The sequence below is a fragment of the Anaerovorax odorimutans genome (genome assembly GCF_024459955.1).
Lineage (GTDB): Bacteria > Bacillota > Clostridia > Peptostreptococcales > Anaerovoracaceae > Hominibacterium > Hominibacterium odorimutans_A.
In genome coordinates, this window is sequence record NZ_JANFXK010000001.1 from 25,464 (window position 1) to 43,192 (window position 17,729).

Below are 17,729 nucleotides of genomic sequence, written 5' to 3' on the forward strand. Positions count from 1 at the left end.
GTTTCTAGTGTCTGATGACTGAAACCGGAAAATCATACTCTTTGATCCAGCTCTCGATCCTGTCCAGATCCTCATCTGTCAGGCTCGGATCTCCTTCGATGGGATAATCCATGCCCAGCTGGTTGTACTTGTTGACCCCCAGCTTGTGATAAGGCAGAAGGTCGATGCCTTTAAAGTTTTTATAGTCCCTGTAGGGCATCAAGAATTCGATCACGCCGCGGATCTCCGCTTCGCTGTCGTTGATGCCTTTTAACATGGGCATTCTGATTTTTACATTGTAGCGTTTGTGAAGAAGCTCCTGTAAATTTTCCAGGATCATCTCGTTTCTCACCCCGGTCAGCTCAAAGTGCCGGTCCGGGTCAATGTGCTTCATATCGAAGAGAAACAGATCCACAAACTCCGCAATCTTGAAAAGGTTTTCCTTTTTCGCGTAACCGCAGGTTTCAATGGCGGTGTTGAGTCCCACCTGTTTGCAGGCCATCAGCAGGTTGGCCGCAGCCTCCGGCTGGGCCGTAACCTCTCCGCCTCCCAGGGTAACGCCTCCTCCCGACTGCTCGTAGAAAGCTCTGTCTTCCTCCACATAGTCCAGGAGTTCGGAAATGGTGCATTGCTCTCCGGCAATGGTCAGGGCCGAATATACGCAGGCGTCTACGCACTGACGGCAGCCCAGGCAGTCGATACTGCGGTCGATGATGTGCTCGCCGTCCTTGGAAATGCTGTGGATTCCCACGGGACATACCGGAACGCACGCGCCGCAGCTCACACATGAGCCGGCTTTCAGCATGACCTGGTATTTTTTCTCCAGCCCTTCCGGATTGGAGCACCATTTGCAGCGAAGCGGACAGCCTTTGAAAAAGATCAGGCTGCGGACCCCCGGCCCGTCATACACGTTGTATTTTTGTTTGTTAAAGATGAACGCTTTTCTTTCGATCACATTCATATTGTTATCGCTCATTGCTTTCGTCTCCTGCTTTTGGGTCCCTTGCGGTTGTTTTTTGCTGCCTGCGGGAAGTTCCTCCCGCGGGCAGCGTATATAGGGTTAACGCCAACTTGGTTTCTTGTTTTAGAGCTCTGTCAGCATGGTTCTGCTGATGATTTCATCCTGTACGTCCTTGCACAGTTCTGTGAAGAACGCACTGTATCCTGCTACGCGCACAACCAGATCCTTGTATTTTTCCGGATGCTTCTGAGCATCGATCAGCGTGTTGTTGTCCATATAGTTGAACTGCATTTCGCCGTTGCCGAAAGCACATGCCGTACGCAGCAGCGTGATGATGGCGTTTTCGCCCTCCTGGGTATCCAGAAGACCTGCCATCAGCTTGAAGTTGTGTACAAGACCGATGTTCATGTTGTCGTTGGCCATCTTGGAAACGGACTTGATGATGGCTGTCGGGCCCTTGAAGTCCGCACCCTGGGTCGGGCTGATACCGTCGGAAAGCGGTGTCCACGCAGCTCTTCCGCCGGCGCTGGCTCCGGTCAGCTGACCGAACGGCGTGTTGTTGGAGATGGACAGTGTACCGTGGCTCAGGATGGAGTGGAGCGTCTTGTACTTTCTGTGTTCCATTTCCGTAAAGTTGATCAGGTCTGCCGCGATCAGGTCCGCGTAGTCATCGTCATTGCCGTATTTCGGCGCGGCCAGGCAGTCTGCCTTAACCTGCTCGTAGCCTACGAAGTCTGCTTTCAGTGCTTCATTGAGCTGTTTTAATGTATATTTCTTATCATCGAATACTAATTTTTTAATCGCTGCCATGGCATCGGCGTAGGTCGCAAGTCCGGACCAGATAACGCCAGGGCCGAAGTTGTACATGGCGCCGCCTGCGGAAACGTCTTTTCCTTTTTCCATACAGCCTTCAAACATGATGGACATCAGAGGCTTTGGTGCCAGATCTCTGTGAACTCTCTGGGAAATTACCGTAGCAACGCTGGTCCACTTGGTTACGTATTTGATCTGCTCTTTTACAGCAGCGTCGAACTGTTCGAAGGTCTGGTACTGATCCAGGTCTCCCAGATCCGGCGTTACCTGCTTGCCGTACCAGAGGGGAACACCGTGGTTGAGGGCCAGCTCGATGCAGATCGGCCACTGAGTATAAGCGGTGGAGGTCCACTGGTACAGTCTTCCTGCCTTCTGCGGCTCTACGCAGCCCATGAGGCAGTAGTCTCTGGCATCTTCAATGGAAACGCCTTTGGCCAGCATCATCTTGATATGGGTATCGTCGAAGTGGCAGGCCGGGAATCCCATTCCGGAACGGATAACGTCTACGATCTTCTTTAAGTATTTCTGCGGTGACTTGTTGTGGATACGGCAGGCCAGTGAAGGCTGATAGATCTTCACGTGTCTTACGGCATCCATCAGTAAGTAAGTCAGCTCGTTTGTCGCGTCGCGGCCGTCTCTTGTGATACCGCCTACGCACATGTTTACGAACGGCTGATAGCCCGCGAAGAACTTGGAACCGCCTTCGCTGGTGATCCACATCATTTCGGACATCTTAACCAGCATACAGCCAGCCAGTTCAAATGCCTGATAGTTGTTCATGCGGCCGGATTCGATGTCCGCCTTGTAGAACGGATACATGTACTGGTCAACACGGCCGATGGACATACCTGTCTGGTTTTCTTCAACCGGCAGCAGGGATTCCACGGTCCATACGGACTGAACGGCTTCCCAGAAAGTCTCCGGTTTGTGAGCCGGAACCTTGGCGTTGACTTCGGAAATCTTCATCAGTTCTTCTTTTCTCTGAGGATTGGTTTCCTTGGCAGCCAGCTCAGCAGCGTACTGGGACATACGTCTTGCATAGGCCATAACGCCTTCTGTTGTTTCGATTACGGATTTATAGAAATAAATCTTTTCCAGGTCGTCCGGGTTCTCGTAATCCAGCTGAGCCAGATGGTCTCTTGCTTCCTGCTGAATGTCGATCATGCCCTTCTTCATCAGGATAACGTCGTATCCCGGGTTGGAGTCGCCGCCGCCGTTTACTGCGTGGTAGGAACAGTCGGAAACGAAGGATTCGCCGGACAGCTCCCATACGCCTGCTTCACGGTACTGGCTCTCGCAGTATTCATCTACGGATTTGCCTTCCCAGAATGGGAACAGCTCTTCTCTCATGTATCTCTTATCTTCTTCGGAAATGTAGAACGGGTCCTGCGGACGATTGCCGATGGTGTCGATTTCATCTACCATCCATCTCCAGGCGATATCCGGGGAGAATGCTCCTGCACGAGGCGCTCCGTTGGGCGCTCCTACGATCAGCTCGTTGTCCTGAATAACCAGCGGAGCTGTTTCGCAGCAATAGCGGAAGCATTTTGCTCTCAGAAGGATCTTCGGCATTCCCGGGTTTTCCTTGGTGATCTTGGTTACGGCCCGCGCTCTGTGGGTCGTAATGGAAGGAACCTGTTCCAGGAAATTGTTCTTTAATTTTACCAGACGGTCTGTCGGTCCTACCGGTACTCCGTCTTCATCCACCTCAGTCGTCGGTGCCGCTGTGGACGAATAATAGGCCGGGTGGCCGCCTGTAGACGCTGCCGCTCCGGTGGCCTGCGGAGGAACCTGAGCCGGTGTCATATTTGAAATATCGCCCGATACGGCTTCAAACATCTTCATCAGAGATGCGCGTTCCTGCTCGGACATGTTCTGTGTTGCTTGTGCAAGCTTATTTGAAAATTCACGAATATCCAAAACTCTTACCTCTCTTCTTTCTTATATAACTCTGAAAAATAACTTTCTCTATCACAAAGCATTTGCTGCCTTATCCCAGACTTTTAAGGGCTTCTTCCAGAATTTTTTGCAGCACCTGCAAGCTTTCGTCGTTACCTGTGCCTGTGGCGGTTTGGGCTGCCGCTTTGTTCTTGCTTCCTTCCGGTATACCCAGACCGATATCCTCGATCCGCCTTACTCCGTAGCCGACCTTTCGAATATAGATCAGGTTCATCGGAGAAACGTTATCGGAAGTAATTCCCTTGCCGGCTGAGCCGCTTCCCAGTGTCATGGCCGGGAACAGATTGGTGGTCGCCCCCATGCTTCCGAAGGTAGCCGGTGTGTTGACCAGCATTCTGCCGACCGGCTTTTTCAGTGCGAACTGGCGGATAACTTCCTGATCCTTGGAGTGAATGACCAGCGTATGTCCGTGACGCTCCGAAAGAAGCAGTTCAATGCACTTTTCACAGGCGTGCATCCAATCGTCTTCAATGTAGTAGGCCAGCACCGGACAGAGCTTTTCTCTGGAATAGGGATTTTTTTCCGAAACGTATTTCTGTTGGGAAATCAGTACCCTTGTATCCGCAGGTACGGTAAAACCGGCCCGCCTGGCAAGTTCTAAAGCGCTCTTGCCCACCAACTCGGAATTGGCTGTGCCGTCCGGATAGTAGAACATGGCACCCAGCCTGTCAGCCTCTTCTTCGGTCATAAAATATGCTCCGCCGGCCGTAAGCTCTGCTTTTACCTCTCCGGCAATGCAGCTGTCTACCACGATGGACTGTTCCGCCGCCGAAACGACACCGTTGTCAAAGGTCTTGCTGGCGATGATGTCAGCTACAGCCTGTTTGATGTCCGCGGTCCGTTCGATAAAGGCCGGACCGTTGCCCGTGCCGCCATAGATCACCGGCTTTCCCGATCGGTACGCTTCGTCCAGCATACCCGGTACTCCTGTGTTCATCACCAGAGACGTGCACCTGTGGTTCATCAGCTCAATGGTTCCGGCAGGCGTAACCGTATGCAGGTAAGTCAGCGCTCCTTCCGGAAGGCCGTATCCTTCCGCAGCCTTGATCATGATGTCCAGCGCCTTACCGATGGTTTCCTTTGCCCTTGGATGGGGTGAAAAAATCACCGCGTTTCCGGCTTTGATTCCCACAAGAGCCGTATAGATGGTCGTGGATACGGGACTTGTGGCCGGGACAAGGGATGCGATCACCCCTACCGGCACGCCCACATCCATCATCTTTTTTTCATCGTCCGTATCGATGATACCGACGCAGCGCATGCCCCGCAGCTTTGCAGGCAGATATTCGCAGGCAAACCTGTTCTTTATGTATTTATCCTGCCATATTCCATAGTCGGTCTCTTCGCTGGACATCACGGCCAGTTCCTTGGCGTGCTTGGCGATTTCCTCAGCCATGCGTTCTGTGATCTCGTCCAGCTTTTCCTGGGGGAAGGTGGCCAGCGTCTGCTGCGCTTCGTAGGCGTTCTCCGCCAGGATCCGAGCTTCTTGGATGGAGAGCAAATCGTAATCAATTATATTCATTTGCATCTCTCCTTTTCTTTATCTCGTTTCAGAAACGATTTATTATTCAGTATAAGGAAGTAATTTCTCCATGTCATACTGACATGTAATTTTTTTCAGAGCCTCGTGTGGTCTTGCGATCACGATGGAGCTGTATACTTCGGTTCCCAGAGCTTCTACTGCTTTGATTCCTGCTTCTACTGCTGTCTTGCAGGCTCCCACATCTCCTTCCACCAGTGCGGAAATGTATCCGGAAGCGGTGTTTTCGAATCCTACCAGCTCCACGTCAGCTGCCTTGCACATAGCGTCGGCTGCCTCGATGCAGTATACGATTCCAAAGGTTTCGATCATTCCCAGAGCTTCGGTTCTGACTGCCTGCGGCTCGATCAGTTCTTCATCGCACTGCGTGTCGATATCATAGATGGATACCACATCGCCGATGGGCTTGATGGGACGGGGAATAACGTCAGTGGCAGTCAGCTTGCCGATTGCCTCAGCAGCCTCAGCCCCTGCTTTAATGGAGGATTTAACAGCCGCCACGTCGCCCTTGATGAACATGGTTACCAGAGTGGAACCCACGTTTTCATAGGAAATCAATTCTACCTCAGCAGCTTTCAGCATCTTGTCGCACGCTTCCAGAGCAGGAACCATTCCGACCGTCTCCAGCATGCCTAACGCCTGTTCTGCATAGTACCTTGCCATAACTAGATTCTCCTTTCAAATTGCAGCAAATCCTGCGAACCGGCCTTACGGCCCGGTCCGCAGTACATTGCCAATACCTTTATCAGTCTTTGATGTAACTGTTGATCGCAGCGATACCGTCTTCAAGAGCCCGGTAATAGATTACCAGATTGCCGTTTTCGTCCAGGTCCAGTCTGCTTTCTTCGATCAGACCGTTGGATGCCGCTGTCATCAGCGCTTCATCCATGGCCTTGTCCTTGAAGGCCCGAAATCCGCTGTAGTCGGCTTTTAACGCTTCCTGAACATCCGCTCTGCAGGCTTCTTTACCTGATGTAAAATACTTTAAAATCGCAAAGTTTAATGGTTTCATGGTTTACGCCTCCTTCTTTGATGCCCGATCCTGTGAAAGTGCCAGGATAACAATACCGATTACCATTACGATGGCTCCAACCCATCCCTGCCATGGAATCGCGTAATCCGGGTTTTTAAAGATAAGCCCAATGACGATCCAGCACCAGAACGGTCCCCAGAAGGCGTATGTGCCGTTACAGCCCATACCCAGCGCAGCGCCGCACATGGAAGCGCCTTTGTACCAGAACTTGAAGGAGAAGGACGCAAATACACCACCGATTACGAACATCCAGATGGAAGGTGCGTCTACCAGCGCCTGTCCAACCAGAGCAAGACCGGAACCGATTCCGTCTCCGCCGATCAGAGAAAGGAAGCTTACCAGGATTACGCCGTTTACCAGGCCGGATGTGCACTGACGAATTACGATGGCTACTTCATAGTCAACCATGCAGCACGCATAGCCGCCTACGGCACCTTCGATACCCCAGCCCAACGCTGCCAGGAAGCCTGCCAGCATACCGAGCAGTGTCTTGGCGCTGAATCCATCGATACCGGTTAAGCCGGTGCTTCCGATGAGAACAGCAGCCGCAAAACAAACCGCGATACCGAAGATCATGCCGCCGGACAGTACCTGCTTATAAATAATTCTGCCAATGATTGCGCCGATAGCCGCATTCAGAGCAGCGATCGGGATGATGATGGAACCTGCCATCTGCAAGCCTACTACATAGGCTGTGGATGCCAGCGGTCCGCCGATGACAGCAGCCAGGATCAAGATCTTGCCAGGCTTGCTTCTCAGGGATCTTCCAAAATCTCCCAGTCTGCCGATGATAGCCGCATAGATGATGGACCATATCGCAGAACAAATGTCGTTTACGGCAGCACCTGCCGAGCTCAGTGTGTACACAAGGGCAAACGCGGATAATGTGCTGGCCGGGCCATACCAGTCAGCCCAGACGCCGGTCGCCATGCCCTGGGTCATAAACGCGGTATAACCGCCGTACAGGAACCCGGACATCAGGGCGATAAAGATACCCTTGATTCTGAACGATTTTTCCATTTTCCGCTTTGCGTCCAGCGCGCCGGCCGGTGCCTGCATCGCGCCTCCGCTCATCGCTCTTTCACTCATAAAAATACTCCTTCCACTACGTAAAATAATTTCTCTCTTTGCCGTTTCCCTTTAAACAGCAACACCCTATTAAAAGATCTCTAATACCCGTCCCCTTGTATTTCGCCTTGCGGCTCAACGCAGACCTGTCATTTCAGAACATTTTTTCTAAAACTCTTCTAAAACGGCATCGCCCGCGTTATTGATAAATTTTCTTTCTCTGCCCGAGGCCAGCTTTAGTAAAACCATTGCCAGCGCGGCTAAGATCACTTGTGTCACCGGAACCGACAGCCAGACTCCCGTGATCCCAAAGAGAGGCGGCAGCAAGATGCCTGCCAGGATTCCCACGCCGATCGGTTCTCCATATATGAGTATGTATGCGTATATATTCTTTTTTATTGCGTAAAAGCAGGAGGTCGTTACCCGCAGGACTGCGATGAATACAAATCCTGCCGCAAATATGGGCATTGTTGCCGCAGCATCTTCGACGCCCTGCGCTTCCATTCCGAAGAAGACCGCGATGGGCCGCCGCAGCAGAATCAGCAGCACCAGGGATATGAGGGCCAAAAACTCCGCTGACAGATAGGCCATTCGCCTCAGCTTTTTTACAGCGCTCATGTCGCCCAGTCCGTAATAGCGGCTGATCAGCGGCTGTGAACCGTCTCCCACACCCTGGAGCAGCATCTGCACGATATAAGTCACATAGCAGACGACCGCATAGCACGCCGCCGCACGGGCACCTCCGTGCAGGATGGCATTCTTGTTGATGATAATCAGAATGATATTGGGTGACAGCGTCAGTCCAAAGGGCGACGCGGCCACAAATACAATTTCTCTCAATTTGTTCAAATTCTTGCAGCGCTGCATATAACCAAACAGCTTCTTTTCCCTGATGAGGAAAATCAGGCTGGGCACAATGGCCAGCCCCTGGCCGCAGACAGTGGCCGCCGCTGCTCCTGTCATTCCATATCCCAGTACGGCGATGAACAGCCAGTCCAGAATCACGTTGGCCACAAATCCGCAGACCATGGAAACCATGGCTACCACGGCGCCGTTGTAGTTACGTGCGATGGGCACCAGTCCTGTGCCGATAATCTGGAACATGGTACCGTAGATGATCCAGCGGATGTATTCGCTTCCCAAGGTCAGAATCTCGCCGGATGCTCCGAAAAATCGGAGGATAGGCCCATAAAAGGCATACAGCAGGATCATTTCCAGTATTCCCACTACGACCAAAAGGCCGATTGTGATACCCATGTATTCCTTCTGCGCTTCCGGTTCCCCTTTCCCTCTGCTGATGGAAATGAGAATCGCTCCTCCCATTCCCAGCCCCGTACCGGTCGCCTGGATCAGCGTGGTCAGGGGGTAAGCCACATTAATAGCCGCCAAACCGATTTCTCCCATGTAGTTGCCGATAAACCATCCGTCTACGATGGAATATACGCCTGAGAAGGCGAAGGCGATCATGGAAGGGATCACGTAACGGAAAAATTCCTTGTGCAGCATCTATAAACTCCCTATTATTGCAATGTTTATTCCTTTAGTTGAAGTCTCATTATCAGTCCTTCTTTACAGCTCAAAGTATATCCCATACTCTATAGAGGAATGTCAATAGCTATTTTTTTCACAAAATAGGGACACTTTAGTTTAAAATTATTTAAAAATGAAAGCAAAAAAGTGTTTTTGCTTTCATTTCTTTTCTTTTATAAATCGTCAGAATTTTCAATTAAGTATATTTGTTCAAATGCTCCCAACCAAAAGAGAACAGGGTTTCGGCGTTTTAGTGGCATCGAAACCCTGTTCTCTTTGCTTTTTTGTGCTCCCGCAAGATTTGTCCTCTCTGGTCGAAATCAAACCTTCCCCTTAAGGGAACCCTTTTCCTTTCCGAATCTTTCGTCTTTTTCCCTGGCCTCTTCCCAGGGCAGGATGTCGCCCTCTTCTTTCAGGTACTCCAAAAGCTCCGCCAGACCCTCTCCTGTGTAGGCGCTGACCGGAAAAATCTTTTCACACCCCGCCAGCCGCAGCCACTGGGCCGCCTGCTGAGGATCGCCCATGGGATGCTCGATCTTGGTGACGATTCCGATTACCTCCCGGTTACAGATGGAGCATACATTGGGCGGGTAAAGGGAAAAGGGCTCTACGGAGCTGATTAAAAGCCCCACCACATCCGCCTCATAAGAATAGACGGCCAGAGCGCCGCCTAAGGTTTTGGTTTCCGCATATTCGCCGGGAGTATCGATGATCACATCGTAATGGTTGACGTATTGGGTCTTGTGATAAGTAATGGTTTCGCCCTTGAGGGCCTGGGTCAGCGTTGTCTTGCCCGCTTCGCTGCGGCCGATGAATATGATCTTGCGCATAGCCCTTACCTTCTTGTGATGTCACAGACCGCATAGCCCAGATCATCGCGGAAATAGGTGACGATTTCGTTGATGGCCGTATCCACTTCTGAGAGTCTGCCGGTGATAATCAAGGTTCCGCTGAAACGATCCACAAATCCCAGGTACACGTCTCCTGCTTTAATGGAAATATCGCTGGCAATAACGGCTGACTCCGGCGGGCTCATATTGAGAATTCCAATGGCGGAATTGGCAAAATCCACTTCCGGGTTCAATCCCAGTTTTTTATATACGATGGGTCTGGGGCCTCCAATGACGTGGGCCAGGGTAATCTGTTTTCCCGGTACCAGCTCCTGTATAATTCTCAGTCTGCCCTCTGTATCCTGAGGCAGCAAATCTTTGATGTCCATGTTTTCCTCCTCGTCTTTTCTCTATCTTGTCACTTTAATCAGCACTTCTGTCACGAATTCTTCGGCGTTGCGAATGGTCCAGTAGTCGGTCACGTACCGCTCCACCGAGTCCTCGGCGCATTGGTAACCGTGGTCCCGCGCCCATTTGAAGATCTTTTCGTAGGTGTCGTTGATGGTTTCGTGGGCACCGATGTGGTAGCAGGAAGCCACCATGTATCCTCCCAGGGTCATAGTCGGGTTGTCGCCGCAATCAGTGATGATGGTCTGCATGATGCGGAATTTCGTTTTTTCGCCGGCGATCTTGTCCTGATGGCTGGGGAACCAGTGGATAACCGGCCCGGTGATGGCCCGGTCGATCTGTTCCAGGTAGTTGGTCCATTCAATATTGATGACCGATTCCATGTAGTTATAGCTGAACTCCTGCTCCAGATAGCAGGTGGTAAAGGAATCCATGTATTTGATGGAAACCTCCGTAACGTCGTTTTCGATGACGCTCTCTGCTTCCAGAATCAGGTCGTACCAGTCCTTTACCGAAGTATAGGAAATGTGGATCTCCTCCTCCAGCTGTTTCAGTTCGTCGATTTTAAGGCGAAAGCCTTTTTCGTGGGCCTGATAGGAGCTTCCCTCCAGGAAGTCCCGCATTTCGTCAAGCTTAAAGCCCATCTGCTTGAAATATTTGATAACCGGCACCGACAGCAGGGTTTCCTTGCTGTAAAACCGGTAGTTGTTTTCTTCTGAAATCTTGTCAGGCGAAATGATGCCGATTTTATCGTAAAAGCGCAGTGCTTTCTTGGAAATATTGCAGATCTTGCTCACTTCGCCGATGGAATAATATTCCTGTTCTTTTGTAGACATTGTTTCCTCCAGGATCATTTTTGATTCTTGTTTCTCAGTTTTGCTTCCGCTTCTTCCAGGCTGTTATATCCGTAAAATTCCGCAGTCATTTTGTGGATGACGCAGGACGGGTTTTCTTTTCTTTCGCAGGCCTGGTGCAGGTCCTGCAAATAGAGAAGCAATGTTCTTTGCGAGTAGGTTTTCAGTTCTCCGATAGTGTATACGTGAAAGGAAACGTCACCGCCGCCTGTTCCCAAAAGCGGTCTTCCGGCGCTGGCAAAGGCCGGGTAGGCGGTTTCGAACTCTTTTTCACAGCGAATCATCAGGTTTGCCACCCGATCCACCAGATCGGCCTTTTCCGGGGAAATTCGCGGCAGATGCTCCCGCAGGTGGCGGTCAAAGTAATCCGGGTCCGTGAATTCCATCATATAGGCGTATTTTTCGGTCAGCAGGTTGCGGCCTTCTTCTGCCGCTTCATTGAGATCCTGCATGTAGCTGCTTAGGGTGTCCATTGAAAATGCGTTATGCAGGCTGTAGCGCATGGCGTAGAAGGTCCATTCGTCGTCCTGACAGCCGGCCCGTCCGCCTGCGTTGTTCACCTGGTCGAACATCATCCATTCCGTTTCAATAATTCGATTGATTAAATCATCCTTCTGGCTGAATTTTCGTTTGATTTCCTCTCTCATCTCTTTTTCTCCTGTCCTGATCCTGTCCTGAATTTTGCGCGTGCTCCGGTCGCTGTCCTCAATTGGCGTCAGCCATGATGTGGAGGTTTTTCAGCCGAGTATCGCAGATGCCGGTCATCAGCTCTTCGCCGTGGCTTTGCAGGAAACTGTCTGTGGTGCGGGTAAATCCCCGCAGGTTCAGCTCCCGTCCTGTTTCAATGCAGATATTTTCTATGAGCCACTCTTTTTTGCTCCTGTTTTCCATACTGTCGCTGAGCAGCGCCAGTTCTTTCAAATCGTGAAACGCACCTTGCAGGACGTTCAGCCTTTCGGCGCCGCGGAAAGCCCATTTGTAAAAGGGCATGTACTGTTCGTTCAAAAGGTAAATGGCCGAAAGGGCCGCGCGCACGAATTCGCCGCAGGCCAGATAGGCTGCGTGAAGTTCGCCCCGCTTCATGCACCTGGGATAGTTGTACTGTCCCGACTGGGCCATGATAACGGTTCGGGCCGCCAGTTTTTTCTTTAGCACATCCTCAGGATAAAAGCTTTGCAGGCTGCTGCGGATTTGGGAAAAGGTTCCCTGATAATCGCAGAATACCTGCCCGTTGGTGGCGGTGGCCAAAAAGCGTTCCGGTATGCGAAACCATTCCAAATTGTCCTTGGGCGCGCCGGAAAGACCCGTATATTTGCTGTAAAAGCTCTCTATGGAAAAAACGCCGACCCTTCCTCCGCCCTGGGCGGTGGGGATACGGGTATAGCCTTTATATGTCCTGGGCAGGCCCTCGTAAGCCTGCTGCATCTGTGCTCCCACTTCCTGATAGGTCTTTTCCGGCAGCCAAATGCAGAATCCCGGCCCGAAATCGTGGTCCTGGGAAAATTCGTCGTCAAAGCCGAAACATTCGGAGCCTTCTCCCACCAGCCCTGCTGCGATTTGGCTTTTGTATGCGGAAAAGGGCCCCTCGATCAGCGGCCTTCCGTATTCTTCAAAATATGCTTTGGAAAGTTCCATTCCTTTCATGGTGTTTCTCCTCTTTGTTTATCATTACTGCTGTTGCAGGTTTGCTCAAACCGGGCCTTCGCCGCCTATAGATGCTGCCGCACCCGTTCCAGATTGCGGGACACCAGTTCGTAATAGGGCGTTCTGCCGAAGTCCCGCTCGATCAATTGCAGAGCTTTGGTGTAGTATTTCTCCGCTTCCCGGTAATTTTTCTCCCAGAAAAAGACTTCTCCCAGGCTGGCATTGGCAGCCGAATAATGGACGTCTTTTCCGCCCGTTTCCTCTTCGAAAATTTTTATGGCCTCGATGAGGCTCTCCTTTGCCATTTCCAGTTTGTTCTGGCGAATCTGCAATTCGGCCAGGTTTGTATAGGTGGTGGCCAGCTCGCCTTTGTACTGCGGCAGCCCTTTGATGATGTGAAACGCTATGTCTAGGGCCTGCTCCGCCTTGGCAAACTCGCCGGTTTCCCTGTAGATGGCGCTGATGTTGTTGCAAAGAGCCGCCATCCGGTAATCGCCGCCCAGCCCGCAGTCCTTTAGGATCTGCTGCGCCTTGAGAAACAGTTCCAGAGCCTGCCGGTGTTCTTTGGCATTAATATGTACATCCGCCGTATTAATCAGGGCCGTCGCATAATGTTCTGTAGCGGCAAGGCCCATTTTTTCCAGGTTGTCCAGCACGTTTTTGTACAGCGCCTTGGCCCGATCCAGCTCGCCGGTGGCCCGGCAGAGGCCGCCCAGCTCATTGGAAACAGCTACCACTCCCTGAATGTCATTCTTCTCTTCTGCCGTCCTCAGCCAGCTTTCCAGATAACGCTTGGTTTCAAAGCGGTCCTTCTTCTCAAACATGAGGTCCAGGCCGTTATAAAATTCCTGTATATTTATTCTATCCTCCATTGGGATGTCCTCCTGAAATTGGTTTAGGTTAGTATAGCTCTTTTATGGGAGGGAAGTCAAGATCTGAAAAGGGCGGTCGACCGCTCTGTATGGGCGGATTGCATGGGCTGCGGGTGCTTTTAATTTTATCTTTATTCGCTGTGTGGGCGCTGTCGGCTGGGGTTGGGCCGCATCTGGAACCGATGCGGCTGTGTGCTTTGTTTTTTTGTGTCTTTTGTGGGTTTGTTTTGCGGGCCGGAGTTTTGCGGGGTTGTGGCGGCGGGGTTGCAAGCGGCTACGTGGTCGCGGCGGGTGCTGCGACTGTGGCGGGTACGGTGGTTGCGAGTGCGGTAACTTTTCGCGAAAATAATGAAAAGTTACGCAAAGTTGTGGGTTTTCGGGTATTCAAAACCGCAGAAAGTGAAAATTTGTGCTGCAAGTCGCTTTGGAGGCCGCAGAATCGTTGAAAAGTGCGTAACTTTTTGAAAAAATCAGGAATAGTTACCGGTTGCGGCAGGGTGCAGTAGTGGCCGACTGCGGGGCTGCGACCAAATGATAGTTTTCCTGATAAATGTTGCGACCATTGGCCTCAAAAAAATACCTTGGTCGCAAGGCCAAACCCATTCTCTGCTCTCGATTGCGTTCGGCTAAGAAGAAACGCCTATTTGATTTTGTATTGTAAAGCGCTAAATCATTTCCGGATCTGTTATCATAAAAAATAGGCAAAAGCGGATCTTTTTTCAACGTTTCTTGCTCTTGCTGATCAATCTTAAGTGGAAATTTCATAAAAACAAATCCATAATACCCGCAAACCCACAGATTTTATCCGCTCTGGTCCGATTTTAAAGCAAAAAGCGCTAGCCTTTGAGCGCCCGGGAAATTCAGGATATCACCGACCTGCATCTGTTGAGGAGTCGAATACGGAATGCCCTTACGATCACATGCAGAAACAAATTAATGAACAAAACGGCATCTACAAGCGCACACTAGTTACGGCTCCGCCCTCGCAGTCTCCAATTTGCGTGGGCATCGCATCAAAAACTGCCTCACTGGAACACATATGTAAAAATTATACATTTCCATCACTCTATGCGACCGCAAATTCGCAGCCAAACAAAAATCCGCGGCGCCAGCCCGCGCCCCACTCCTGTCTCATATCTCTCAAGTCAATCCCGCATCCGCGGAGCGGATGCTCCCCAAACCAGGTCCCTATCTTCCAAAAACGGGAAAGTTCTTGCGAAGACAAACTCCGCAGGACGCGCATCGCGCAAACGATGCGTCGCGTCCGAGGACCTTGTCGCAGCAAGAACTTTCCCGTTTCACACATATTTCCGCATATATTTCAGTGCGTTTTTTTCCAGCCTGGACACCTGGGCCTGGCTGATCGAAATTTCTTCCGCCACTTCCATCTGCGTCTTTCCTTCGAAAAAGCGCATGGTCAGAATGTTTCTTTCTCTGGGAGAAAGTTTTTTCATGGCCTCTGAAAGCGAAATGTTTTCAATCCACTTGGCATCGGTGTTTTTCATGTCTTTGACCTGGTCCATCACGTAGACTGCGTCGCCGTTGTCATGAAAGACCGGCTCAAAGAGAGAGATCGGATCCTGGATCGAGTCCAGAGCCAGCACCACGTCTTCCCGTTTCATTTCCAGCTCTTTGGCGATTTCCGTAACGTTGGGTTCCCGCTGCAGCTCTCTGGACAGTTTCTCCTTGGCCTGAAGGGCTTTGTAAGCCGTATCCCGCAGCGATCTGGACACCCGGATGCTGTTGTTATCTCTCAAATATCGTCTCACTTCTCCGATGATCATCGGCACCGCGTAGGTGCTGAATTTGACCCCGTGGGAAGTATCAAAGTTATCCAGGGCTTTAATCAGTCCGATGCATCCCACCTGGAACAGATCATCCGGGTTTTCCCCCCGGTTGTTGAACCTCTGGATCACAGAAAGTACAAGACGCAGATTCCCTTTTATAAATTCTTCCCTTACCTCTTCATCTCCAGCCTTGACCTTTTCGATCATTTCCATCATCTCTTTGTCTTTGTAGCGCGGCAGCTTCGCCGTATTAACGCCACAAATTTCAACCTTGTTAGCCATAAATAAGGTCCTCGCATCCTCTTTGCTCCCCTAAAGCATTTTGGTCGCTTATCCCGCTATCTTATTTATGCGCAAACACAGGCTATTTTATTCCGAATGACGGTTAACTATTTTAAGACATCTTCCAAGATTTTTAGACCTTTGTCTATTTCCTCGTAAGTGATGGTCAGAGGCGGCAAAAGCCTGATTTTATCTTTGGCAGTCAGGGACATCAGGCCATTTTCAAGCGCGGCGGCTACGACAGCTTTCGCCTCTTTGCCCTCAATTTCCACACCAATCATCAGTCCCATACCCGATACGGAAACCACGGAAGGCATGGAAAGCAGCTTTTTTTTCATATATTCGCCTTTTTCCGCAACCTCCTTTAAAAAGGCTTCGTCCATGCGGGTCAGCACTTCCAGAGCGCCGGCACAGGCCACCGGATTGCCGCCATAGGTGGTACCGTGGTTACCCGGCCCCAGCACATCGCAGACCTTTTCACCGAACAGTGCTCCGCCGATGGGCAGCCCGCCGCCGATGCCTTTTGCAAAGGTCACAATATCCGGTTTTATACCAAACTGCTCGTAGGCAAACAGGGTACCGGTCCTGCCGATTCCCGTCTGCACTTCGTCCACAATAAAGACCATATCCTTGCGGCGGCAGAGTTCTTCCACCTCCTGTAAAAATTCCTTTTTCAGGTTGACGACTCCGCCTTCACCCTGAATGATTTCCAGCATGATCGCGCAGGTCTTATCCGTAACATTTTTCTGCAAATCCTCAAGATCATTCGGCTTGCAGTAGGAAAAGTTTCCAAGAAACGGATAAAAATCCTTATGATAGGATTCCTGGCCTGTAGCGGTAATGGCAGCCATGGTGCGCCCATGGAAGGAGTTTTCCAGGGTCGTGATCCAGTTAATGTCATTGCCGTATTTGTTATTGCTGTATTTTCTGGCAGCCTTGATGGCTACTTCGTTGGCTTCTGCTCCGGAATTGGAGAAAAAGACTTTGCTCAGTCCTGTGCGGGCGGTGAGAAGTTCCGCTACCCGCGCCTGTGGCTCCGTATAGAAAAGATTGGACACGTGCTGCAGTTTTTTCAGCTGCTTTGTCACGGCTTTTACCCATCCTTCATCGCAGAAACCAAGGGAATTAACGCCGATCCCCGCGGTAAAATCTATGTATTCCTTGCCCTTTTCATCCACGCAGACCGCACCTTTCCCGCTGTCTGCCACCAGGTCATATCTTGCATAAGTTCCAACGATCTTCTCCTGATCCGCCTTCTTTATGTCAATCTTCTTCATTGTAATATTTCGCCTCTCTTTCACACAAAATCGCCGTACCCGCGCCTTTGTCCGTGAAAATTTCCAGGAGCATGCTGTGAGGGATACGCCCGTCTAAAATATGCACTCTGGAAACTCCCTGGCGGATGGCGTCGATACAATTATTCAATTTAGGGAGCATGCCGCCTCCGATATATCCGTCTTCGATCAGTTTTTCCGCCTCATTTACATAAAGCTCGGCAATCAGAGTATCCGGGTCGCTTGGGTCCTTGTAAACGCCGTCAATATCCGTGAGGAAAGCCAGCTTTTCCGCGTTGACCTCCTTGGCGATGGCGCATGCCGCATCGTCCGCATTGATATTGTATGTACGGAATTCGTCATCCATACCCACCGGGAACACGATGGGCAGAAAATCCCTTTCCAGCAGATCGTAGATCACCTTTGCGTTGACCTCTTTGATCTCGCCCACATATCCGATATCTTCGCCGCCCGACGTTTTTTTCGTCACATTGAGCATTCCGCCGTCCTTGCCGCTGATGCCCACGGCTTTGACGCCCAAAGACTGGACCAGGCTCACCAGTTCCTTATTGACCTTTGCCAGTACCATTTCCACCAGCTCCATGGTGTCCTCGTCGGTCACACGAAGCCCATTGACGAAACGCGGTTCCATACCTACTTTTCCAACCCATCTGCTGATCTCCTTGCCGCCTCCGTGGACGATGATCGGCTTAAAACCAACCAGCTTCAGGAGCACCACGTCTTCGATGACCTTCTTTTTAAGCTCCTGATCCAGCATGGCGCTGCCGCCATATTTTATAACGATGATTTTCCGGTTAAAACGCTGAATATAAGGCAGCGCTTCGATCAGTACTTCTGCTTTATCCAAATATTTCTGACTTACCACTTTGGCCCT

At 50.9% G+C, this 17,729-nt stretch carries 17 protein-coding genes and 1 pseudogene; all 18 read right to left on the bottom strand.

The genetic code is table 11. The features are described 5' to 3' along the window. Window positions 1–4: 4 nt before the first annotated feature. On the bottom strand, window positions 5–955 hold the full coding sequence (gene cutD / locus NE619_RS00125) for a choline TMA-lyase-activating enzyme (protein WP_256130343.1): 951 nt from the start codon (window positions 953–955) through the stop codon (window positions 5–7). 108 nt (window positions 956–1,063) lie between these two features. Next, window positions 1,064–3,673: a choline trimethylamine-lyase gene (gene cutC / locus NE619_RS00130; RefSeq protein WP_256130344.1), complete on the bottom strand. Its 2,610-nt coding sequence runs from the start codon at window positions 3,671–3,673 to the stop codon at window positions 1,064–1,066. 70 nt (window positions 3,674–3,743) lie between these two features. Next, window positions 3,744–5,234 carry an aldehyde dehydrogenase family protein gene (locus NE619_RS00135; protein ID WP_256130345.1) on the bottom strand — a complete coding sequence of 497 codons (1,491 nt, stop codon included), beginning with the start codon at window positions 5,232–5,234 and terminating at the stop codon, window positions 3,744–3,746. Window positions 5,235–5,276: 42 nt separating this feature from the next. Continuing rightward, entirely contained in the window at window positions 5,277–5,564 is a 288-nt protein-coding gene (locus tag NE619_RS19120) for a BMC domain-containing protein (protein WP_256130727.1), read from the bottom strand. 111 nt (window positions 5,565–5,675) lie between these two features. Beyond that, a pseudogene (locus NE619_RS19125) lies at window positions 5,676–5,915 on the bottom strand (BMC domain-containing protein); the annotation flags it as partial. A gap of 82 nt (window positions 5,916–5,997) precedes the next feature. Then, window positions 5,998–6,264 carry a hypothetical protein gene (locus NE619_RS00150; RefSeq protein WP_256130346.1) on the bottom strand — a complete coding sequence of 89 codons (267 nt, stop codon included), beginning with the start codon at window positions 6,262–6,264 and terminating at the stop codon, window positions 5,998–6,000. 3 nt (window positions 6,265–6,267) lie between these two features. Further along, on the bottom strand, window positions 6,268–7,374 hold the full coding sequence (locus NE619_RS00155) for a hypothetical protein (protein WP_256130347.1): 1,107 nt from the start codon (window positions 7,372–7,374) through the stop codon (window positions 6,268–6,270). A 147-nt stretch (window positions 7,375–7,521) separates the two neighbouring features. Further along, complete coding sequence (locus NE619_RS00160) at window positions 7,522–8,859, bottom strand: MATE family efflux transporter (protein WP_256130348.1); 1,338 nt, start codon at window positions 8,857–8,859, stop codon at window positions 7,522–7,524. A gap of 344 nt (window positions 8,860–9,203) precedes the next feature. Further along, complete coding sequence (locus tag NE619_RS00165) at window positions 9,204–9,713, bottom strand: EutP/PduV family microcompartment system protein (protein ID WP_256130349.1); 510 nt, start codon at window positions 9,711–9,713, stop codon at window positions 9,204–9,206. A gap of 5 nt (window positions 9,714–9,718) precedes the next feature. Then, window positions 9,719–10,102, bottom strand: coding sequence for a BMC domain-containing protein (locus NE619_RS00170; RefSeq protein ID WP_256130350.1), 384 nt, complete (start codon window positions 10,100–10,102; stop codon window positions 9,719–9,721). 21 nt (window positions 10,103–10,123) lie between these two features. After that, a complete protein-coding gene (locus NE619_RS00175) occupies window positions 10,124–10,957 on the bottom strand; it encodes a MerR family transcriptional regulator (protein WP_256130351.1) in 834 nt (277 codons plus the stop codon). 14 nt (window positions 10,958–10,971) lie between these two features. After that, window positions 10,972–11,622 (bottom strand): DUF4125 family protein, encoded by a 651-nt coding sequence (locus NE619_RS00180; RefSeq protein WP_256130352.1) that lies wholly within the window; start codon window positions 11,620–11,622, stop codon window positions 10,972–10,974. Between the two features lie 58 nt (window positions 11,623–11,680). Continuing rightward, a complete protein-coding gene (locus NE619_RS00185) occupies window positions 11,681–12,619 on the bottom strand; it encodes a DUF4037 domain-containing protein (protein WP_256130353.1) in 939 nt (312 codons plus the stop codon). Between the two features lie 65 nt (window positions 12,620–12,684). Beyond that, window positions 12,685–13,491, bottom strand: a complete 807-nt coding sequence (locus tag NE619_RS00190) for a tetratricopeptide repeat protein (RefSeq protein ID WP_256130354.1) — start codon at window positions 13,489–13,491, stop codon at window positions 12,685–12,687. A 480-nt stretch (window positions 13,492–13,971) separates the two neighbouring features. Continuing rightward, entirely contained in the window at window positions 13,972–14,256 is a 285-nt protein-coding gene (locus NE619_RS00195) for a hypothetical protein (protein WP_256130355.1), read from the bottom strand. A 533-nt stretch (window positions 14,257–14,789) separates the two neighbouring features. After that, the gene (gene sigG / locus NE619_RS00200) at window positions 14,790–15,560 is read right to left on the bottom strand and encodes an RNA polymerase sporulation sigma factor SigG (RefSeq protein WP_148395603.1); all 771 of its coding nucleotides are present in this window, start codon (window positions 15,558–15,560) and stop codon (window positions 14,790–14,792) included. A gap of 107 nt (window positions 15,561–15,667) precedes the next feature. Then, window positions 15,668–16,837 carry an acetylornithine/succinylornithine family transaminase gene (locus NE619_RS00205; RefSeq protein WP_256130356.1) on the bottom strand — a complete coding sequence of 390 codons (1,170 nt, stop codon included), beginning with the start codon at window positions 16,835–16,837 and terminating at the stop codon, window positions 15,668–15,670. Next, window positions 16,824–17,720 (bottom strand): acetylglutamate kinase, encoded by an 897-nt coding sequence (gene argB / locus NE619_RS00210; RefSeq protein ID WP_256130357.1) that lies wholly within the window; start codon window positions 17,718–17,720, stop codon window positions 16,824–16,826. Before argB ends, NE619_RS00205 begins: the two co-directional genes overlap by 14 nt. Window positions 17,721–17,729: the final 9 nt, after the last annotated feature.